Origin of the sequence: Flavobacterium gelatinilyticum, from assembly GCF_027111295.1 — a bacterium.
GTDB classification, from domain to species: domain Bacteria; phylum Bacteroidota; class Bacteroidia; order Flavobacteriales; family Flavobacteriaceae; genus Flavobacterium; species Flavobacterium gelatinilyticum.
This window is the reverse complement of record NZ_CP114287.1, coordinates 5,086,056-5,108,592: the sequence shown is the minus strand read 5'-3', so window position 1 is coordinate 5,108,592 and position 22,537 is coordinate 5,086,056. Positions and strand designations below refer to the sequence as shown.

16 protein-coding genes are annotated in these 22,537 nt (G+C 35.6%); 13 read left to right on the top strand and 3 right to left on the bottom strand.

What is annotated here, in order from left to right; all coding sequences use genetic code 11:
• Positions 1-160 precede the first annotated feature (160 nt).
• From nirB to OZP11_RS22155, 9 genes are all read left to right on the top strand, one after another.
• The gene (nirB, locus tag OZP11_RS22195) at positions 161-2,674 is read left to right on the top strand and encodes a nitrite reductase large subunit NirB (RefSeq protein WP_281232670.1); all 2,514 of its coding nucleotides are present in this window, start codon (positions 161-163) and stop codon (positions 2,672-2,674) included.
• Positions 2,675-2,934: 260 nt separating this feature from the next.
• The gene (nirD, locus tag OZP11_RS22190) at positions 2,935-3,312 is read left to right on the top strand and encodes a nitrite reductase small subunit NirD (RefSeq protein ID WP_281232669.1); all 378 of its coding nucleotides are present in this window, start codon (positions 2,935-2,937) and stop codon (positions 3,310-3,312) included.
• A gap of 157 nt (positions 3,313-3,469) precedes the next feature.
• On the top strand, positions 3,470-4,054 hold the full coding sequence (locus tag OZP11_RS22185; RefSeq protein ID WP_281232668.1) for a DUF4202 domain-containing protein: 585 nt from the start codon (positions 3,470-3,472) through the stop codon (positions 4,052-4,054).
• A gap of 5 nt (positions 4,055-4,059) precedes the next feature.
• Positions 4,060-5,868 carry a PAS domain-containing sensor histidine kinase gene (locus tag OZP11_RS22180; protein ID WP_281232667.1) on the top strand — a complete coding sequence of 603 codons (1,809 nt, stop codon included), beginning with the start codon at positions 4,060-4,062 and terminating at the stop codon, positions 5,866-5,868.
• Between the two features lie 599 nt (positions 5,869-6,467).
• Positions 6,468-7,127 carry a response regulator transcription factor gene (locus OZP11_RS22175; protein WP_281232666.1) on the top strand — a complete coding sequence of 220 codons (660 nt, stop codon included), beginning with the start codon at positions 6,468-6,470 and terminating at the stop codon, positions 7,125-7,127.
• Between the two features lie 100 nt (positions 7,128-7,227).
• A complete protein-coding gene (locus tag OZP11_RS22170; RefSeq protein WP_281232665.1) occupies positions 7,228-8,697 on the top strand; it encodes an MFS transporter in 1,470 nt (489 codons plus the stop codon).
• A gap of 109 nt (positions 8,698-8,806) precedes the next feature.
• The gene (locus tag OZP11_RS22165; RefSeq protein ID WP_281232664.1) at positions 8,807-10,078 is read left to right on the top strand and encodes an alginate export family protein; all 1,272 of its coding nucleotides are present in this window, start codon (positions 8,807-8,809) and stop codon (positions 10,076-10,078) included.
• Between the two features lie 111 nt (positions 10,079-10,189).
• The gene (locus OZP11_RS22160; protein WP_281232663.1) at positions 10,190-10,957 is read left to right on the top strand and encodes a DUF6896 domain-containing protein; all 768 of its coding nucleotides are present in this window, start codon (positions 10,190-10,192) and stop codon (positions 10,955-10,957) included.
• Between the two features lie 28 nt (positions 10,958-10,985).
• Complete coding sequence (locus OZP11_RS22155; RefSeq protein ID WP_281232662.1) at positions 10,986-11,606, top strand: class I SAM-dependent methyltransferase; 621 nt, start codon at positions 10,986-10,988, stop codon at positions 11,604-11,606.
• Positions 11,607-11,713: 107 nt separating this feature from the next.
• Here the strand turns inward: OZP11_RS22155 and OZP11_RS22150 are convergent, their stop codons facing one another.
• Positions 11,714-12,421, bottom strand: a complete 708-nt coding sequence (locus OZP11_RS22150; protein ID WP_281232661.1) for a Crp/Fnr family transcriptional regulator — start codon at positions 12,419-12,421, stop codon at positions 11,714-11,716.
• Between the two features lie 176 nt (positions 12,422-12,597).
• On the opposite strand from OZP11_RS22150, the gene OZP11_RS22145 reads away from it, so the two are divergent.
• The 4 genes from OZP11_RS22145 (at position 12,598) to OZP11_RS22130 (ending at position 19,803) form a co-directional block, all read left to right on the top strand.
• Positions 12,598-16,113: a nitrate reductase gene (locus tag OZP11_RS22145; RefSeq protein WP_281232660.1), complete on the top strand. Its 3,516-nt coding sequence runs from the start codon at positions 12,598-12,600 to the stop codon at positions 16,111-16,113.
• 202 nt (positions 16,114-16,315) lie between these two features.
• Positions 16,316-17,290, top strand: a complete 975-nt coding sequence (locus tag OZP11_RS22140; protein WP_281231038.1) for an integrase core domain-containing protein — start codon at positions 16,316-16,318, stop codon at positions 17,288-17,290.
• Between the two features lie 117 nt (positions 17,291-17,407).
• On the top strand, positions 17,408-18,838 hold the full coding sequence (locus OZP11_RS22135) for a rubredoxin (RefSeq protein WP_281232659.1): 1,431 nt from the start codon (positions 17,408-17,410) through the stop codon (positions 18,836-18,838).
• A 368-nt stretch (positions 18,839-19,206) separates the two neighbouring features.
• On the top strand, positions 19,207-19,803 hold the full coding sequence (locus tag OZP11_RS22130) for a hypothetical protein (protein ID WP_281232658.1): 597 nt from the start codon (positions 19,207-19,209) through the stop codon (positions 19,801-19,803).
• A 113-nt stretch (positions 19,804-19,916) separates the two neighbouring features.
• On the opposite strand, the gene kdsB is transcribed toward OZP11_RS22130, so the two are convergent.
• The gene (kdsB, locus tag OZP11_RS22125) at positions 19,917-20,651 is read right to left on the bottom strand and encodes a 3-deoxy-manno-octulosonate cytidylyltransferase (protein ID WP_281232657.1); all 735 of its coding nucleotides are present in this window, start codon (positions 20,649-20,651) and stop codon (positions 19,917-19,919) included.
• Positions 20,652-20,774: 123 nt separating this feature from the next.
• Positions 20,775-22,184, bottom strand: a complete 1,410-nt coding sequence (locus tag OZP11_RS22120) for an ATP-dependent DNA helicase (protein WP_281232656.1) — start codon at positions 22,182-22,184, stop codon at positions 20,775-20,777.
• Between the last annotated feature and the right edge of the window lie 353 nt (positions 22,185-22,537).

Below are 22,537 nucleotides of genomic sequence, written 5' to 3'. Positions count from 1 at the left end.
TTCTACTTCTTAAAATACAGTCTAAAACCACAGTACGTATACGATTACGACGAAATACTTAGATACTGACATTCGGTTTTTCACAAAAAAATAAATTTAATACGTATAAAAATAAGTATAAATACTTATATTTGCGTAGTAATACTTAAACAAAGAAATCATGATTAGAGTAATAGTAGTTGGAAACGGCATGGTTGGTTATAAATTTTGCGAAAAATTCATTGCAAAATCAGGACAGGAAAAGTATCAGATCACGGTATTTGGTGAAGAACCGCGAAGAGCTTACGATCGCGTTCACTTAAGCGAATACTTTGGAGGAAAGACGGCAGATGATTTATCTTTATCAACAACCGAATGGTACGCAGAAAACAATATTATTCTAAACACATCTGAGTTAATTACAGATATAAATCGTGATGTAAAAACAATACATACACACTTAGGCAAAACACATACGTACGATTACTTAGTTTTAGCAACCGGTTCTTCGGCTTTTGTTCCTCCAATTGAAGGGGTCGAAAAAGAAGGCGTTTTTGTATACAGAACCATCGAAGATCTGGACGCGATTATGACTTACGCCAAAAAAATAAAACAAAAAGGCGCTACTGAAGCGGCAGTTTTAGGCGGAGGCTTATTAGGATTAGAAGCTGCAAAAGCAGTTCGGGATTTAGGATTGAATCCGCATGTGGTAGAATTTGCGCCACGTTTGATGCCGAGACAATTGGATCAGGGTGCAAGCGATATGCTTCAATCAAAAATAGAAGAATTAAATATCGGAATTCATCTAAACAAAGCAACGCAATATATTGACGGAAAGGAAAGTATAACAGGAATGATGTTTGCAAACGACGAATTGTTAAAAGTAGACATGCTGGTTATATCTGCCGGAATAAAACCTCGCGACGAACTGGCCAGAGTTTCAGGGCTTGAAGTTGGCGTAAGAGGCGGAATTGTGGTAAACAATCAAATGCGAACATCAGATCCTTCTATTTTTGCGATTGGCGAAGCGGCTCTTTACAACCAAAACATTTACGGACTTGTTGCTCCAGGTTACGAAATGGCCGATGTAGCCGCTGAGCAAATCCTCAATGGTGATAAAACCATGAGAGAAACCATCGATATGTCGACACAATTGAAATTGATTGGTGTTGAAGTGGCAAGTTTTGGTGATCCTTTTATTGAAAATGAACATGTTACTGCCATTGTTTACGAAAACAAATTAAGCGGAATTTATAAAAGAATAAATGTTACCAAAGATTCTAAAACTTTATTGGGCGGGATTTTAGTCGGAGATTCCAGCGATTACGGTTCCCTTTTTCAGATTTATATTAACGAAATGGCATTACCTAAAAATCCGGAAGATTTGATTTTAGGTTCACGCGACGGTTCTGAAGGCTCATCTTTAGGAAGCGTAATGGATTTGCCAGACACAGCCGTAATCTGTTCTTGCGAAAATGTGACGAAAGGTGCTATCTGCTGTAAAATTTTAGACGAATCTTGTGCTACTTTTTCAGATGTTGTAAAAGCTACAAAGGCAACTTCTGGTTGTGGAGGCTGTAAACCAATGGTTTCTGATTTGGTAAAAGCAACTCAAAAATCTTTAGGAAAAGAAGTAAAAGAAGTAATCTGCGAGCACTTCAGCTATACACGTCAGGAATTATTCGATTTAGTAAAAATCAATAAATACGAGAATTTCTACGACGTTCTGGATCATCACGGAAAAGGCGACGGATGCGAAGTCTGCAAACCAGTTGTTGCTTCTATTTTCTCCAGTATTTACAATGATACAGCGAATAAACACGTAACGACTCAAGATACAAACGATAGATTTTTGGCTAATATTCAACGAAACGGAACGTATTCTGTTGTTCCAAGAGTGGCTGGAGGTGAAATTACTGCAGAGAAATTAATCGTAATTGGCGAAGTAGCCAAACAATTCGATTTATACACAAAAATCACCGGAGCACAAAGAGTTGATTTATTTGGAGCACATTTAAGTGATTTGCCAAAAATCTGGAAAATCTTAATCGATAATGGTTTTGAAAGCGGTCACGCTTACGGAAAATCGCTTCGTGCCGTAAAAAGTTGTGTTGGAAATGCCTGGTGCCGTTACGGAATGGACGACAGCGCCGGATTTGCCATCGAACTAGAAAACAGATACAAAGGAATTCGTTCTCCGCATAAATTAAAAGGCGGAGTCTCGGCCTGTATTCGCGAATGCGCCGAAGCACGCGGAAAAGATTTCGGATTAATCGCTGTTGAAGGCGGATGGAATTTATACATCGCCGGAAATGGCGGGGCAAATCCAAAACACGCGGTTCTTTTGGCCGAGAAAATCGACAAAGAAACCGTAATTAAATACATGGATCGTTTTTTAATGTATTACATCCGCACTGCTGGTCCACTGATTAGAACTTCAACTTGGCTAGAAAAACTAGATGGAGGTTTAGAATATTTAAAACAAGTAATCATCGAAGACAGTTTAGGAATCTGCGAAACCCTTGAAGCTGAAATGCAGACTATGGTTAACACTTTCGAATGCGAATGGAAACAAGTTCTGGAAAAACCAAGATTAATGAAACGTTTCAACCATTTCGTAAACTCTGACGAAAAAGACGACAATATCGCTTTTGTTCCGTTAAGAGATCAAAAGATGCCAAAAGCTTGGTCTTAGACAAAAAATTTAAAAGAAATAAAACAAAAAACTGTTTTTAATCTCGCAAAGACGCCAAGTCGCAAAATTAAATTATTAAAAACTTAAGAAAAAAACTTCGCGACTTTGCGACTTTGCGAGCAATTTCATCAACAAAGCTCCAAAAAAAGAAAAAAACAATTAAACGTTTGCTGTCCTTCTTACCCTCTTTTTACTGCGCCATCATAACTCTCATGATTGTAAAAGAGGGCTAAGAAACAGAAACCCAAAACTCAATCAAAATGGAAGAAATCTTAAATCAATACGAAACAGTTCACGCAAGCGACGCAACAATTTGGTTCAAAGCTGGTAAAGTAGAAGATTTTCCAACCAACCGAGGCGGATGCATCAAATACAAAAACAAGCAAATTGCAATTTTCAATTTTGCCCGTCGTAATGCATGGTACGCTTGCCAAAATGCATGTCCGCACAAAATGGAAATGGTGCTTTCAAGAGGAATGACAGGTTCTGCTGATGATATTCCGAAAATCGCCTGCCCGATGCATAAAAAAACATTTTCATTGGTTGATGGTTCAAACTTAAACGGTGAAGATTACAGTATTGCAACGTACCCTGTTAAGATTGTAGAAAACGAAGTTTTTGTGGGGTTCGTAGATTAGACTTTTTTATAGATGTGAAGAAGAAAGAAGAAAGAAGAAAGAAGAAAGAAGAAAGATTGCTCAAAGTTTTTCAAATCTTTCTTCTTGCTTCTTTCATCTCCCTATCTACTTTCTCACTTAATTCCGTATCTTTGAAAATCTATTACCCAACCAAAAAATGACTACACCTTTTCAAAAAGCAAGTGAATGGATTGATGCTGAAAATGCTCAAGATCCGAATATCGAATTAGACCAAAACACAGAATATCCAAAAGAATTACTGTATTCAAACAGGATGTATGAAAAACTGATGCAGTTTGAACCAAACGCTTCAGAAGAAGTTCAGATTGCCTCAAAAGCACAGCACATCTGTCGTTGGAAAGTGGCACGCGAATCCTATCCGATGGATCGTATTGGTTACTTAAAATGGAGAGAAGAACTAAAAAAATTCCACGCCAAAACTACTGCCGGAATATTAGAAAAAGCCGGATATAATCAAACTTTTATCGATCGTGTTTCTTTCTTAATTGAAAAAAAATTACTTAAAAAAGACGCCGAGACCCAATTATTAGAGGATGTAATTTGTTTGGTATTTTTAGAATACTACTTAGAACCTTTTGTAGAAAAACATGATGATGAAAAACTGAAAAACATCATCAAGAAAACTTGGGATAAAATGTCGGACAAAGGACATCAGGAAGCTCTAAAAATCAACTATTCTGAAGAAAACTTAAACCTAATAAAAGCTTCTTTAGGATTGTAAAAAATATGAAAAAGGACAATCAAGAAGCAGAAAAAATTACTTTCAAAAATTTACGCCGACTGTATTTTTTTGCGCTTCTTACTATTGCCTTAACCATAATTATTAGTCAGTTTTTGGTACAATACAATCTGAATCAGCAATTAAGCGATTCTAAGATTATCAATTTTTCTGGAAAACAGAGAATGCTGAGCCAGAAAATTGTCAAAGAAGTACTGATTTTACATTACGTTTCAGATTCGGCTACAGCCAAAAAAACTTCGCACTTAAAAGAGGTTTTAAAACTTTGGAAAGACAATCATGATGCACTTGAAAACGGAAGTGACAGTTTGGGTTTTCCACATCAAAAAAGTGAAATCTTAAATCGATTATATCTTGAAATAGAACCAAATTTTAATAGAATTTTCAATGCTTCTCATATATTAATTTCAAACTTAAAAGATAAAAACAAGAAAATTGAAAACCAAAAACTGGTTCAGATCATATTGAAAAACGAAGGGGTTTTCCTTTCAAAAATGAATCAGATTGTAACGCAATACGATCTTGAAGCACACGAAAAAGTAACCGAACAACGCCGAATCGAATATTGGATTTTCGGTTTTACCCTTTTGGTTCTGCTTTTAGAATTCTTCTTCATTTTCAAACCAACCAACAAGAAAATCGAAAGATTAATTGCCAAACTTCTGTCTTCAGAAAAGAAAGCTTTAAAACTCGCATACGACACCGAAATATTAAGCGAAATCAAGGAAAACTCGGTAAAAGAGTTAAAATCGCTCAATTATGCAATGGAAAATACGCTTCTCTATTGCCGAATTACGCCAGACGGTTCGATCATTCATATCGGAGAAAAATTCGCCAAACTTTTAAATTACACCAAGTTTTCATCCAACAAAAAATTCTCTGAAGTACTAACAGAAGATGAAAAAGAACAGCTTAATTTTGACCGTTTAATCTTCGAAAAACAAAGAAGTGGCTGGCAGGGCGAAATGAAAATCATCAATAAAGACGAAAAAGAAATCTGGCTCGATTTGTCGATGGTTCCCGTAATGATCAAAAAAGACGAATTGGAGCTTTTAATCGTTTGTTTCAACATCACCGAACGCAAAAAAGCACAACGTGAAGTGGAACGTTTGAACCTTGAAAACACAACCGAAAAAATCAATCAGCAGAAGATTATTTCGAGCAAAATCGTTGAAAATCAAGAAAACGAACAAAACCGAATCGCCAAAGAAATTCACGACGGAATCGGCCAAATGCTGACGGGATTAAAATTCAGTTTAGAAAGCATCAATCTGGATGACAGAGAAAAATCGGAGCAAAAAATTGAGTATTTAAAGAAGCTTTCTTTGGATATTATAAAAGGTGTCCGCACGGCAACTTTCAACCTGATGCCTCCGGAATTGAGCGATCACGGAATCGTTTCGTCGCTTTCAAAATTGACACAGGAACTTTCTAAACTAACCGGAAAAGAAATCCTTTTTTACAATAAAACCGATTTTGACCAGCGTTTAGATTCCTTAATCGAAATCAATATTTACCGTCTTACGCAAGAAGCAATTAACAACGCCATAAAATACGCCGAATCGTCACATATTATTGTACAACTTTCGCATAGCGAAACACTTCTAAGTATCATAGTAGACGACAACGGAAAAGGCTTCGACGTTAATTCAGTCGACAAAAAACGCAACAGCGAATCCGGAATGGGACTTTTATTCATGAAAGAAAGAATCCAATACATTAATGGTCGTGTGTTTATGAATTCGATTCCTGGAGAAGGAACTAGGATTACGTTCAACATCCCAATTCTAAAATAATGTGGCAATGTGCCAATTTGATAATTAGATAATTACTCAGAGCAGTAAAGAACAATTATCTAATTTTCTAATTGACACATTAACTAATTAACTAATTATCTCATTAATCAGGGCGAGCCACCATCCCGATAAAAAGGGTACTTCTCTTTGCGCTTATACCCCTTTTTATCGGGATGCTGTCGGGCTATCCGCTCCGCCGCGGCGGATTGCTCCTATCCCTCTCGCGGGCAAACGTTTTCAAAAGAGGCCTAGAATTTCAGCAGTTTGTCATTTCGACTGAAAGGAGAAATCGCACTAGAAATTCCACAATCTAAATCACCAATCTTTGTAGAATCCCGCGTGAGATTCCTCGTTCCTCGGAATGACAAACTGGAGTGTAAAAACTTTGTCTAAGTTTAAAACTTTTACAAAATTAAACGCAACAATATTTGGAATTTCGAATTTCGTCATTGAAACTTGCCCGTAGATTTCTAATGATTTTTTAATCTTGGAGTTTGGAATTTCGTAAATTAGAATTTAAAATAAAAAAAAGTACGTATATTAGCATCTTCTTTATAGATGAATATACGTAAAAATCCAGAATCAAAATTAAGTAAACTATGAGTAATATCATTCGTGTAGTATTAGCAGATGACCATGTTTTTGTTCGAGACGGAATCAAATCTTTACTGGAAAACGAAGCAAACATCGAGGTTGTAGGCGAAGCTATTGATGGTGCAGATGCACTTGAAGTGGTTGGCGAAACAAAACCGGATTTACTTATAGCTGATATTAGAATGCCAAATCTTACTGGTATCGAACTAGTAGAAAAACTTAGAAGCGAAAATAATAGTGTAAAAATCATTATGCTTTCGATGCACGAATCGGAAGAATATGTATTGAAATCTATAAAAGCCGGAGCCGATGGTTATTTACTAAAAGGTTCTTCAAAAGAAGAATTTCTAAAAGCACTTCACAGTGTTTCTGCTGGAGGAAAATATTTTAGCGGCGACATTTCTTCAATCTTAATTGGTCAATTGACAAACTCGTCTGCATCATTAGAACCTAAACAAACTTTGGGTGAAGAAATGATGATTACAAAAAGAGAAAAAGAAATCCTTACACTTTTATTATCAGGAAAGGGAAATAAAGAAATTGCAGAAGCTTTAGACATCAGTAAGAGAACAGCCGAAGTACACCGTTTTAACTTGATGAAAAAACTGAAAGTAAAAAACTTAATGGAACTTTCTAATAAGGCGGCTGAGTATTCGTTAATTTAAGAATAATTACGTATTAATACGTAATTATTTTCTAAAAACTGCGTTTTAGCAGGTTTTAACTAAGTCATAGTACTTATTTTTACATAAAAATATAAGTGCTATGAAAAATACAAACTCACTATCGCAATCCCATAAAATTTTATTTTTGAACACATTGGCATTTACAGTGTGTTTTGCCTGCTGGACACTAAACGGAGTTTTAGTAACCTTTTTAGTCGATAACGGAATTTTCCATTGGAACGTGATTCAGGTTGGATGGCTTTTGGGTATTCCAATTTTAACGGGATCCGTAATGCGTCTCCCAATCGGAATCCTGACGGATAAGTTTGGCGGAAAATATGTGTTTTCCCTTTTATTATTACTCAGTGCAATTCCGCTATTTCTCCTTCCCTACGCTGATAGTTTCTTGATGTTTGCTATACTTAGTTTCTTCTTCGGAATGGTCGGAACCAGTTTCGCTGTCGGAATTGGCTACACCTCTATTTGGTATCCAAAAGAATGGCAAGGCCGCGCGCTGGGAATCTTCGGAATGGGAAATGCCGGTGCTGCAATTACAACTTTTTTAGCCCCTTCTTTATTAAATCATTTTTCAATTAATGATCCGCAAAACGGATGGAAAGTTCTGCCTGTTATTTATGCTATTTCATTAGTTATAATAGGTGTTGCGTTTTTAATTTTCGCTCAAAACAAAAAAATAGAAAATAATACAAAAAGTGTCTCGCAAATGCTTACGCCTTTAAAATCACAAAGAGTCTGGCGTTTTGGAGCGTATTACTTTTTAGTTTTTGGCTGCTTTGTAGCATATTCTCAATGGCTTTTACCCAACTTTATGAATGTTTATCAAACGAGCTTAGTTATGGGTGGTTTATTTGCAACCATGTTCAGCTTACCTTCCGGAGTAATTAGGGCTTTTGGAGGATATTTATCTGATAAATTCGGGGCCAGAAAAGTAATGTATTGGGTTTTAGGTTCATCTGTAATTTTAAGCGCTTTATTAATGGTTCCGAAAATGGAAATTACAACTGCCGGTCCCGGAATACTGGCTGCTAAAAAAGGAATGGTCAATGAGGTCAACTCCAAAACCGTAAAAGTGGGAGATAAAGAATATCCTATTATGCAGAAAGCGGCAATCGTAGATGAGAATACCATTTTTCCAACCTCATCAAGCTGGCAGGATGTTGTAGTAACTCAAAATCAAAACATTGCAAAAAAAGAATTAATTGCAAAAGGCATTACCGTTATTAAGTTTGATGCCAATATGTGGATTTTTCTTATATTAGTAATCTTAATTGGAATTTCCTGGGGAATTGGAAAAGCGGCGGTTTACAAACATATTCCGGAATATTTCCCGACAGAAGTAGGTGTTGTAGGCGGTATGGTGGGTATGATTGGAGGTTTGGGAGGTTTTTTTGGTCCTATAATTTTCGGATATTTACTAACAGCAACAGGCATTTGGTCAAGTTCCTGGATTTTTATCCTGTTGTTTTCAATCTTCTGCCTGATCTGGATGCACTACACAATTACTAAAAAAATAAACAATAAAAGACTTGTATTAAATATTGATAACTGAAAAACAACAGGTTAAGCCAAGATTAAAAAAAAATTAGAAATATGATTAAAATCATACTAAAAGAACTATTTTTCTTATAAATTCACCATCTATTAAAACATGACAATTTATGAAAAAACTTAAACTAATTTTAGTACTTATCTTAGGATTAAGTTTCGAAATTCAGGCACAGGAACTAGATGTGAACTTGCAGTTAAGGCCGCGCTTTGAATATCGAAACGGTTTTAAATCACTTCTCGATGAAGGTCAGAAAGGGACTTCGCAGATTTCACAAAGATCCCGTCTAAACTTCAATTTTAACCAGGAAAATTTAATTGTAAAATTAACGCTCCAAAACACCAGAACCTGGGGAGATGTTCCAACAACAACCCAGTCTGATAAAAATGGTGTAGCAGTTTTCGAAGCCTGGGCACAATACAATTTTAACGAAAAATGGAGTGCCAGAATGGGACGTCAGGTTCTTTCGTATGACAACCAGCGTATCCTTGGAGAACTGGACTGGGCGCAGCAAGGTCAAAGCCATGACGCCTTAATATTTTCGTACCATACTGAAAAGCAGAAACTGGATTTTGGAGGTGCTTACAATTCAACTTCTGAAAATTTAGTGCAGACACCTTACACTGTTCCAAACAATTACAAAACTATGCAGTATGCCTGGTACCACAATCAGTTTACAGGCGATTTAGGAGCAAGTTTATTATTCCTTAATACAGGTTACGAATATCCTGCTGTTCCGGCTAACCCAACACAGGATTTAAAGGTAGATTACAAACAGACTTTTGGTACGTATGTAACCTATAAAAAGAATAAATTAGACACTAACTTCTGGCTGTATGGTCAAACCGGAAAGAGTACAGACTTAAAGGTAAGTGCATGGAATGCTGCGGCTAATGTTAACTACTCTGTAACAGATTCATTTAAAGCCGGATTGGGTTACGAATTTTTATCAGGAAAAGACACCAATGACGGCAGTACAGTAATCAAATCTTTCAATCCGCTTTTTGGAACTAACCACGGATTTAATGGTTATATGGATTATTTTTATGTTGGAAACTACACAAACAGCGTGGGGTTACAGGATGTTTTTATCAAATTAAATTACAATGTAAACAAATGGCAGTTTGCTTTGATTCCGCATGTATTTTTAACTGCTGCAGATGTCGTTACACCTCTTGAAAAAATGGATTCATATCTGGGAACTGAGATTGATGCCACTTTTGGTTATAATTTCAAAAAAGATATTACTATAACTGGAGGATATTCTCAAATGTTTGGCTCAAAAACTATGGAATACGTTAAAGGAGGATATGCAGGGCATACTAACAACTGGGCATGGTTAATGATTTCTGTAAACCCAAGAATTTTTACTTATAAAAAATAAAGATTTACAAAGTCTGTTATAAAAAAAACACCCTTTTTCAAATTTTGAGAAAGGGTATTTTTTTGATTTTAAGTATATTTGATGATATAAAAAAGCCCCTAAAACCTACAAATGAACAAACCAGTTGAAATTATACATATACAATCTACAGAGCAGATTCCCTCTTTGGAACACATTTGTCAGATTCCAAGAAACCAGATTTTAAAAATTGTTTTCGATGGCAGTATTGAGAATCAACGTCAGCATGTTGCAGCAGATTTGAAACAGAAATTAGAGGCTTTTCTTGTTGCTGCGCCATTAACAGAACCGGAAATTAACATCTCAAAATTAATAACCGACAAAGAAATTGAAGATAATCAGGTTTTCTTTGAAGACTGCGCAAAAGATTATCGTCAATTAGGAGAAACTTTAATATTCAGTCTTGCAAAAAAACTTAAAACGACTATTAATCCGGATTTTCCGCTATTAACTTTTGGCAGATTTAAAACAGGATGGAGAAAAATGGATGAATGGAAATATTTTGTTCATGGCTATCATTGCTTATTTGAAAACACAATAACGCAGCAAAGAATTGAAGTCCCATTGGTTTTTGGTCTTGAATTTGGTGATCTCGATCCCTACTTTTTTACCATTTATATCAAATCAACTCCTCATTATAAACCATTACCTGTTGAAATTTACCACGACTATCATGACGGATGCAGAATAAATGAAAAAATGCTGGCTTTAGGAAAATTTGAGAGAATAAATTCTAATATAGAAAATCACTTTGGAATTGCAGTAACCGACAGAGAAAAAATAGAAATTAAAAAGTACAATCCGGAACAATATGACAACAGGAAATTTAACCTCTGGCGATTTATTGGCTTTAAAAAATAAAATAGAAAATTAATAATTATCGTAATTCATGAACAACTGGACTAAAAGATGGGACGACCGTTACAAAAGTGAAGAATTTGCATACGGCGAAGAACCCAACAATTACCTCAAAGAACAAATAAAAAAATTTGAAACTGGATCTATTCTTTTTCCTGCCGAGGGAGAAGGACGAAATGCTGTTTTTGCTGCAAAACTGGGCTGGAAAGTTTCGGCATTTGATATTAGTGAAGAAGGCAGAAACAAAGCCCTTATTTTGGCAAAAAACAATAATGTTTTAATCGATTATCAGGTTGGCGAGCTCGAAACTTTAAATTTTCAGGAAGACCAATTTGATGCGATTGCTTTAATTTATGCACATTTTCCGGCAGAAATTAAATCTAAAATTCATAAACAGCTTGATGCACTTTTGTGTAAAAACGGGGTTATAATTTTTGAAGCTTTCAGTAAAAAACATTTAGAGTATGTAACTAAAAACGAAAAAGTCGGCGGTCCAAAAGATATCGAATCCTTATTTTCAATAGAAGAAATCAAAGCTGATTTTCCAGATTACGAAATCATTGAATTGGAAGAAAAAGAAATTGAACTCAGCGAAGGCTTATTTCATAACGGAACTGGTTCTGTAATTCGATTTGTTGGAAGGAAAAAATAAAACACACTCGACGTGGAGACGCACTGCGGTGCGTCTCTACAATAAATACATTATAAATATGTACATGGCAAAACCTTTGCAACTCTGTCGCTTTGTAACTTTGTCTCTCAACAAAAATATTTATGCTCCATAATTTCAGATCTTAATTCTGAAATTTCTAAAATCCCGACACGTTTTCCTTCGGTTTTAATCAATGCTTCTCTTTTTAAACCGGATATAATTCGAATTGCCTGTTCCTCAGTAGTTCCTGCAAAATCTGCAATTTCTTTCCGCGAAAGTTCAATATCAATTAAACCATTCACCTGTCCGAATTTACGATGAATATAAAGCAGCAAATCAATTACACGTTCGCGGACATTCATGTGTGCTATTTTGCGAATATTGTTTTCACTTTTATTTAATTCATCTGCATAAAACAACATCAAGGCATAGGTAAATTCGGGAATCTGCTGTAAAATTTCGAGCATGGTCTCATTACTAAAATTACACAAAACGGTATCTTCGAGTGCATAAGCACCAATTAAGTAACGTTTACTAGTTCCGAATCCGCGAAAACCAATAATATCGCCGTTTCTGGTCAGGCGAACAATCTGCTCACGGCCGTTGATTCCTGTTTTTACCGTTTTGACTTTGCCTTTACAAATAAAATAGAGACCATGCAAAGGCGCGCCTTCAGTGATAAACCGATTTGACTTTCTACAACTTATATTTTGTTTTTTTAAAACATAGGCACGCATCTGTTCCAAATGCAGATGCTTCTTAATTAAACAATTTTCATTGGTGCAGGAATAACAAGTCATTTGCTCTTCTTTCATGAGTTCTAATTTTTATCCGTTTAAAACTAATTTCTTGTTCCTCATTTACTTTCATCAAAAGTAAAAAATAAATTCAAAAAATACGTATAAATACGTAAAAATACGTATTTTTGTATACGTAAAATATTTAGAACACGATTTTTATTCAATACGTTTTATCCAAAAAAAAACTGTAAATGCAAAATAAAAAGATAAAAACTACCTGTTCCTATTGCGGTGTTGGCTGTGGAATTATCGTGACAAACGATTCTAAAAACGGTGTAATGGTTGAAGGCGACAAAGACCATCCTGTAAACAAAGGAATGTTGTGTTCTAAAGGAATGAATCTGCATTACGTTGTAAATGACACTTCAGACCGAATTTTATATCCCGAAATGCGGGGCAGTAAATCCTATCCGCTGGAACGTGTAAGCTGGGACACTGCACTTGACCGAGCCGCTGCTGTTTTTTCTTCAATAATAAAAAAGCATGGACCAGACAGTGTTGGATTTTATATTTCCGGACAATGTTTAACCGAGGAATATTACTTAGTCAACAAACTCGTAAAAGGTTTTTTGAAAACCAATAATATCGACACCAATTCCAGACTTTGCATGAGTTCTGCAGTTGTGGGATATAAAAAAACTTTTGGCGAAGATTCTGTTCCAATTGCTTACGATGATATCGAATTGGCAGACACATTTTTAATAACGGGTGCAAATCCTGCCTGGTGCCACCCTATTCTTTTTAGAAGATTAGAAAAACACAAAGAGAAAAATCCGAAAGTCAAAATAATCTGCATTGATCCAAGACGAACAGATACCGCTGTTTTCTCTGATCTGCATTTACAGATCATTCCGGGGTCTGATGTGATATTGTATCATGCCATTGCAAAACGCATTATCGAAAAAGGGTACGTAGATCATGATTTTGTAAAAAACAACGCCGAAAATTTTAAGCAATACAAGGATTTAGTTTTGGGCACTTCTTTAGAAAAAGCTTCCAAACTCTGCGGTATTCCCGTAAACGATATTAAACTCGCAGCTGACATCATCGGAAAAGCCAAAGGATTTATTTCTCTTTGGGCAATGGGATTAAACCAAAGTGCGGTTGGTGTTGATAAAAATACAGCATTACTGAATTTGTCTTTATTAACCGGACAAATTGGAAAACCGGGTTCCGGACCGTTCTCATTAACGGGCCAGCCCAACGCAATGGGCGGACGTGAAGTTGGCGGCATGGCCACACTTTTGGCCGCACATAAAGACATTGCAAATCCAGCACATCGCAAAGAAGTAGCTGATTTTTGGGGTGTTGGCGAAATTTCAGATAAACCGGGTTTAACAGCAACAGAAATGTTTGAAGCTTTAGAATCGGGAAAAATGAAAGCGGTCTGGATTATCTGCACCAATCCTTTAGTAAGTTTACCGGATTCGAGAAGAGCAGAAAAAGCGCTTCAAAATGCCAAATTCGTCGTTGTTCAGGATATTTCGCATAATGCTGATACGGCCAAATTTGCCGATCTATTACTGCCCGCCGCCGGATGGCTGGAAAAAGACGGAACAATGACCAATTCGGAACGTCGTATTTCGTATCTGCCAAAAGGAATTAATCCGCCCGGAGAAGCACTTCCTGATATTGAAATTTTAATTCGTTTTGCTAAAAAAATGAATTTCAACGGGTTCAATTTCAACAGTGCCGAAGAAGTTTATAAAGAGCATTGTGCACTTACTAAAAATACCAATATTGATATTTCATTCCTGAATTACAACCGATTAAAAAACGAAGGAACTTTTCAATGGCCTGTTCCCGATTATAATCATCCCGGAACACCAAGGTTATTTACAGATAAAAAATTCTATACCCCATCCGGAAAAGCTATTTTTAATCTTCCGGTTTCAATCGAAAATACATCCGTACAGCCCAATGAAGAATTTCCTTTTATTTTAACAACGGGAAGAGTTCGTGATCAATGGCATACAATGACAAAGACTGGAAAAGTATCGAGATTATTGACGCATATCCCGAGTCCTGTTTTAGAAATAAATCCGATTGATGCTTTTAAAAACGATATTAAAAATGGAGATATTGTAGTGGTTTCAAGCCAAAATGGTGAAGTACGCGTAAAAGCAAAAGTAACTGATTCGATTAAAGAAAAAGTACTGTTCCTGCCGATGCATTGGGGGAAACAGCTTGAAAATGATTTAAACAGAACCAACAATTTAACGAATATCGTTGTCGATCCGGTTTCAAAAGAACCCGATTTTAAATTCACAACCGTATCGATTAAAAAATATGTAAAACCATTTCAAAAAATTGCCATTGTTGGTGCAGGTGCTGCTTCATTCCGATTCATACAGAATTACCGCGAATTCAATTCGAATGATGAAATTATTGTTTTTTCTAATGAAGTAAATCCGTTTTACAATCGTGTTCTGCTTCCGGAATATATGACAGGAGAATTCACTTGGGAACAGCTTTTAAAAGTCAAAGACGGAGAAACTTTCAATAAATTAAAAATTACCATGAAAGCCGGAACTGCAATTGATAAAATAGACACTAGCAAAAAAACAATCACAGACATCGAAGGCGAAATCCATACTTACGATTCTTTGATTTTAGCAACCGGAAGCCGTCCGTTTGTTCCTGAAAACGCTCAGCTCCATCTTCCGGGTCGATTCACCGTTAGACGAAAAGAAGATGCCGATCGCTTGAAAAAACATTTAGACAGCACCAATCTTCCGCCGGAAGAACAGCATGTTGTTATTATTGGCGGCGGTTTATTAGGATTAGAATTAGCGGCGGCTTTAAAACATAAAAAAGTAAAAACTACGATTATTCAGCGCGCTTCACGTTTAATGGAACGCCAGTTAGACCGAATTTCAAGTAAATTACTAGCCGAAGAAGTACAGCTTCGTGATATTCAGATTTATTTTGATAATGAAGTCAGCACTGTTTTCGAAACCGATAATCCGAATGAAATTGAAATTGCTCTAAAAAGCGGTAAAATCATCACAGCAAATGCAATTGTGTATACCATTGGAACAATTCCAAATATCGAAATTGCACGTGAAAGCGGCTTAGCCTGCGGACGTGGTGTGAAAGTAAATCAGTACCTGCAAACTTCAAATCCGGATATTTTTGCGATTGGGGAAATTGCCGAATTCAATAATAAGTTATTCGGAATCACTTCTGCTGCCGAAGAACAGGCCAATATTCTGGCGAATTTCCTTGCCGGTGATATCAGCAGTTATTATAAAGGTTCGATTTTAATGAATATTCTAAAATTAGAAGATATTAATCTTTGCAGTATTGGCGATCTCACAATTCCGGAAAATGACGATTCGTACGAAGAAATTGTTTTTACTGATTTGAAAAAACGCTATTACAAAAAATGTATTGTAAAAGATGACCTTCTGGTTGGTGCAATTTTAATGGGAGATAAAAATGAGTTTGCCGAATTTAAAACCATGATCGAAAGCAAAATCGAATTATCAGACAAACGAAATACGCTTTTAAGAGGAAGTTCAAACACAAAACCGGTTTTAGGGAAATTGGTTTGTTCCTGCAGTCAGGTTGGCGCCGGAAACATCGAAGAAAGCATCAAAAGCGGTATCAATGATTTCACGGAATTATGCAAAAACACAGGCGCAGGTTTAGGATGCGGCAGCTGCAAGACAGAAGTAAAAGAGATATTAGCGAAGTGTAAATAGTTTTTTTTCAGTTTTTTCGTTTCAGGTTTCAAGTTTCAAGTTCGCTTCGTTTGTCATTTCGAGGAACGAGAAATCACAATAGAAATTCTACAAAGTGAATTTTCCAATCTCTGTCGCATCCCGCGTGTGATTTCTCCTCCGTCGAAATTGTAAAAGTTAGATAATTCGGTAACAAAATTTAACTTTAATAAATTTTGTTGGGATGAGAAACAATAGTCAGGATTCAACATTGGAAAGAAACTATTTAGAGAAGTACCGTTTTCTAATTAAAGAATATGAACAAGTTAAAAACAAGACCCATCCCTTGTACAAGAAGGCAATGGATTTTTATACGGCCAATGATACTTGCAGAAAGAGTTTTTTAAAGTATTATAATCGATATAAACAAAGTGGAAAGTCAGTAGATTTACTGCCTCAAAAACGTGGCCCAAAATATAAAACCAGACGCCCTTTGCCGTTCATAGAACAAAAAGTGGTTGAATTACGGGAAAAGGGAAACAATAAATATGAAATTGTTAGTATCTTAAATCCCAAATTGGGAAAATACACACCCTCATATTCTGGAGTTTACAATATTTTAAAGCGGCATAAAATAAACAGATTAACTCCGAAGATCAAAAAGAATCATCAGAAAATAATCAAAGAAAGAATGGGACAGCTGGGTCATATTGATTGTCATTATTTAAGCAAAAGCGTAATTCGCGGAGAAAACAAAAAACTCTATTTAGTCTGTGTAATTGATGATTACAGCCGTATTGCCTGGGCAGAATTAGTTCCGGACATCACGAGTTTAACAGTAATGTTTGCCTCATTAAAGTGCTTGAATATCTTAAGCAGTCATTATGAAATAAAATTTGAAGAGATATTGTCTGATAATGGGGCTGAATTTGGAATCAAAACAAGCAAGGTAAAAAATCAGCATCCATTTGAAAGAATGCTCATGGAATTAGGAATAGTTCACAGGTACACAAGACCTTACCGTCCGCAGACAAATGGCAAGGTTGAACGTTTTTGGAGAACTCTCGAAGAGGATTTATTACGGGATACTGATTTTGATTCGCAAGAAGAACTGAAAGAGGAATTATTACAATATTTGTATTATTACAATCATGAAAGACCACATCAGGGAATTGATGGAAAAAAACCAATTGAAATGATAAATCCGTTACCGAAATAAGTAACCTTTACAGAAATGACAAGATTGTGGTAAAACCTGAAACAAAGAAAACCTGAAACCTGAAACAAAGAAAACCTGAAACAAAGAAAACCTGAAACCTGAAACAAAATAAAAACTATGGAACTAACAAGATTAATAGTAAAAGGAGGAGTTATTTCGCCAGGAGAATTAAAAGAAGTTGTAAATATAGCAATAGACGAAGGTTTAGATTCTATTTCCTTTGGTTCCAGACAGGATATTATTTTTCCTCAGGGATTTAAATCTTTAGATAAAACTACTTTAGGAAAATATCATTTTGTTTATCCCGATCAGAAAAGCGGTAATAATATCGTTTCTTCTTATGTTTCGACAGATATTTTCAGAAATACAAACTGGCTTACCGGAAACCGTTTTTTATATGTTCTGGAAGAATTTAAAGAACAGCCAAAACTTAAAGTCAACATAACCGATCCGAAACAACAGCTGGTGCCGTTATTTACAGGTCATTTAAATTTCATTGCTTCAGATCATGAAGATTATTGGTATTTATACATTCGTCTCCCAAAATGGGAAAAGATGGAAGTGTATCCGGTTTTGCTTTACAGCTGGGATCTGGCGAAAATTTATTATGAAATCGAAAAAATATCCGAAGAAGATTCTGTAGATATCGAATTACTTTTTACGCTGGTCAGCGAGGCTTTGGATACAAATAGCCGAACAATAGACAAACCGCTGCATATTTCGTTTTATCCATTTCCATATTATGAAGGAATGAATAGAATGGGGATTGATCAATACTGGCTGGGATTATATTGGCGAAATAATTTATACAATTTAGATTTCCTAAAAGAAATGTGCGATTTGTGTTTTGAATGCAAAATTGGAAAAATTTGTATCACACCCTGGAAATCATTCATTATAAAAGGAATTCCAAAAGACCGAAAACTGGAATGGGAAAAATTCCTGGGCAAAAGAGGAATCAACGTTCGCCATTCCTTATTAGAATTAAACTGGCATTTACCCGTTGCGATGGAATGGGCTTTGAATCTTAAAACGTTTTTAGTTCGTACACTAGATCAATTCGATATCAGCACCTACGGGCTCAATTTCGGAATTTCAGAATACAACCGCGACGGACATTATTTCACTTCGATTGTTATCGAAAAAAATGAACTTCCTGCAGCTTTGGAATCTATTAAAATCAGGGATACTTATAATGTATTGTTTGCGAAGAATTTTGACCCAAATACACGCGAATATATTGTACACTCGCAGGATATTGACAAACTGGAACTTCCAACAATTTTAATTGAATTAAGCCGAAAATATTTTGAAGAACTCGGAAATTCTACTGCAGAAAGCAATGAAAAGCAGCAGAAGAAAGAAAAGCCCAAATTAGATATTTATCAATGTCAGGAATGTCTAACGCTTTATAATTCTGAATACGGAGACAAAACTCAGGGAATTCCAAAAGGTATTTTATTTAGTGATTTAGGCGAGGATTATTGCTGTTCATTATGCGAAGCTCCAAAAAGTAATTTCAAAATTCTGGAAGCCATTACCAATTAAATCTTTCTATAAAGTATATTGAGCTGTTTCCCATCTGTACACTTCTTTTTTACGGCTCACAAAAGGATCGTCATAAAAAGATGCTGTCCGCATCTGGACTGGATTAAATGCGTTTCAAAAGAACGAATTTGAGTACATATTTCGTTAATTATACAGCAATTTCTTCTATTTTTTCATGTAGAATTGTTAAGAGATTTTGGTTTTTAATTTTACCCAAAAAATTAATCCTTTAACTTTCAATGTGTTAAATGTAAATTTTCCTAAAAAACTTAACATTGAAAAACTTGTTTTATAATTATCTTTACTTAACTAAAACTTAACAATTTAGTCACATTGTTAATTACATCCTCATCTAAAAGCACAATAATATGGAAAACAAAACTGAAGAAAGTACTCCTGAGAAGATCGACGCCGCAACTCCTGAAACTCCTCAGCCAGCTGCAGAAGATATAAAAACAGAAAACGCAGTGCCGGCTAAAACGCCAGTTCGTAAAGCTCCGGCAAGAACTACAACTGCAAAACCGGCCGCAACAGCTGCAAAAACGACAACAGCAAAAACGACAACTACAAAAGCTCCTGCTTCTGCAACTGTAAAACCGGCAGCACGCAGAACTCCTGCTAAAAAAGTAACGGTTCCAACCATTAAACCGGCAGTCGTAGAAACACCAATTGTAGAAGAAAACACTATTACTACTAATGAAGTAGTTTCTAATAAAGAAACTGCTGCTAAAAAAGAAAAGAAAGTGAAAGACAAAGAAAAGGACAAAGAAAAAAAGAAGTTAGCCAAGAAAAAAGATAAAGCTAAAAAAGACAAGAAGAAAGAAAAAGCCAAAAAAGCAAAACTAAAAGCTGCTGCTAAGAAAAAAGAAAAAGCGAAAAAAGCGAAAGACAAAGCTAAGGCTAAAAAAATTGCTAAAAAGAAAGCCAAATCTAAAAAGAAGGCAAAAGCGAAAAAGAAAAAATAATATCCAAAAAAAGCTCAACTTAAAGTTGAGCTTTTTTGATTTAAAGAAAATCCGTTTTTAAATCCGCGCTTTCGCAAAAGCAAATCGGTTATAACGGCGTTTAATCGTAAAGTTTATTTAGAAGCCAGAACAGCCCTCGCCTTTTCTAGATCTTCAGCCGTATCAATTCCGATTCCTACGTGGTTTGTCTCAACCATTTTAATACGTTTTCCGAATTCTAAATATCGCAACTGTTCCAGTTTTTCAGAAGCTTCTAAAGATTTCATAGGAAGACTGTAGAAATCTAATAATGCCTGTTTTCTGAAAGCGTAAATCCCAATATGCTGAAAATATCGTACTCCGGCGTCTTTATCTCTCGGATACGGAATTACTGATCTTGAAAAGTATAAGGCAAATTGTGACTGGTCAACCACTACTTTTACATTATTAGGATTGTTAATTTCGTCTTCGCTGGTTATTTCTCGCATTAAGGAAGCCAGATCAATCTTTTTGTCTTCATCATTTTTAAAAACAGATAAAACCTGTTCTAAAGGTCCGGCTTCTGTAAAAGGTTCATCGCCCTGAACGTTTACCACGATATCAACATCCAGACCGGCAACGGCTTCGGCAATTCGGTCACTGCCAGATTCGTGTTCTTTGATGCTCATAATGGCTTTTCCTCCATTGGAAACAATTTCATCAAAAATTAAATCAGAATCAGTTACTACAAAAACGTCATCAAATAAGTTTGTTGAAACCGCAGCTTCATATGTTCTAAGAATTACTGTTTTGCCTCCTAAATCCTGCATCAGCTTTGCAGGAAAACGTGTCGAAGCATATCGCGCCGGAATTACCGCTATTATTTTCATTTTTATATTTTGTTACGAGGAAAAATCCTTCTGGTTATTATCTTTTCTGCAATTTTTTTCCGCCTGCGCTTCACGATTTTTTTTCTATAATTCGCTATCGCTCGGGTCGGCTGAAAACTCTAGTTACTCTTCAAAACTTTCGTCTTTAAAACCTATCAAATATAATTTATTTTTAGCTCTGGTCATGGCAGTGTAAAGCCATCTTATATAATCACGGTCAATTCCGTCAGGCAGGTACGGCTGTTCAATAAAAACCGTATTCCACTGTCCTCCCTGCGATTTGTGGCAGGTTATGGCGTAAGAGAATTTTACCTGAAGTCCGTTGAAATATTCGTTCTCTTTTACTTTTTGGAATCTTTTGTATTTCGTTGGCTCATCTTCATAATCTTTCATTACTTCTTCGTACAAGCGATTGCTTTCTTCGTAAGTTAAAGAAGGTGATTCGCTTTTTAAAGTATCCAAAATCAAGACCGTTTCAAAAGGCTTTTGGTTTGGATAATCGACCATCCTTATTTTTACTTTTGCAAAAGTAAATCCGTATAACTCCCTGATCCCAAAAAGTTCCAGAACTTCGATAATATCACCGTTGGCAATAAATCCGGCTTCATCGGTTTCTTTCAGCCAGTAATAATTGTTCTTTACCACCATTAAAAAATCCCCAACAGAAAGTTCACTTTCTTTAAATAAAATCCTGCTTCTGATTTGTTCATTATATTGATTTGCCCTTTTGTTAGAACGCACAATAAATGCTGTGTCTTCAATACTATAATTACTGTACGCCGTGTTTATGGCATCCTGAATATCATAACCATCGGTTAGACGAACAATGTCTTTAAACTTTTTTACATTAAACCTGAATTCGGTTATAAAGGATTCTTTCAGCAGTTCACGTAATTCGGTTGCGTTGTACAGAATACCTGAATTTTCTTCCTGACGCATTACTTCATCAAGTTCGATATGTTCGATTTCTTTGTCGTAATGAACACCCAGAGTCTGAATATCTAATGCCGGGCTTATATCCAGATTTACCGGTGGTAACTGAGCCGTATCTCCTAAAAGAATCATTTTACAGTTCGTTCCTGAATACACGTAGTAAATCAAATCGTCGAGAAGCGATCCGCTGTCCAGCGTGCTGTCTGAAATCATAGAGGCCTCATCGACTATAAAAATGGTGTTTTTATGTTTATTGACCTGTTTGGTAAAAGCTACTCCTCCACCCGATGATTTTTTTGGGAAATATATTTTCTTATGAATCGTAAAAGCCTGCGTATTAGAATAATTCGAAATTACCTTCGCTGCGCGTCCGGTTGGGGCCAGCAGTACAAATTTTTTATTGATGTCGCCAAGATTGTTTACGATTGTCGAAATCACGGTTGTTTTTCCGGTTCCGGCATATCCTTTCAGCACAAAAATCGTATCGTTTTTGGGTTCAGTTAAAAAAATAGCAATTTTCTGAAAAAAGATATCCTGCTTATATGTTGGTGCAAAAGGAAATCTTTTCTGTAAAAGGCTGTAAAATAATGGTGAATTCATGAGATCAAATTGGCCTGCAAAGTTCGGTTTTTTTAATGGCACTGGCAATAACAATATCAATTACCAAAAAAGTCAAATGGCAATATCAATGGCAATGGCAATAATTAATGTCAATAACAATGGCAATTAAAAAAATTAAGGTGCTATCTTAAGGGTTTAAATTATGTAAGTGATAAAAGTTCATATTATTTTAGAGCGTAAATTTGTATCACTGATGCAGAATCTTTTCATATCTGTTTTTAAAACTTAAACAGCTTATCTTACTTAAATGGTTCAAAAAAGCAAAAAATAGGTTAAATAATACAAAAATAATACTGTGCTAACGTTCTTGTAATATTGATTTTTAAAATTGC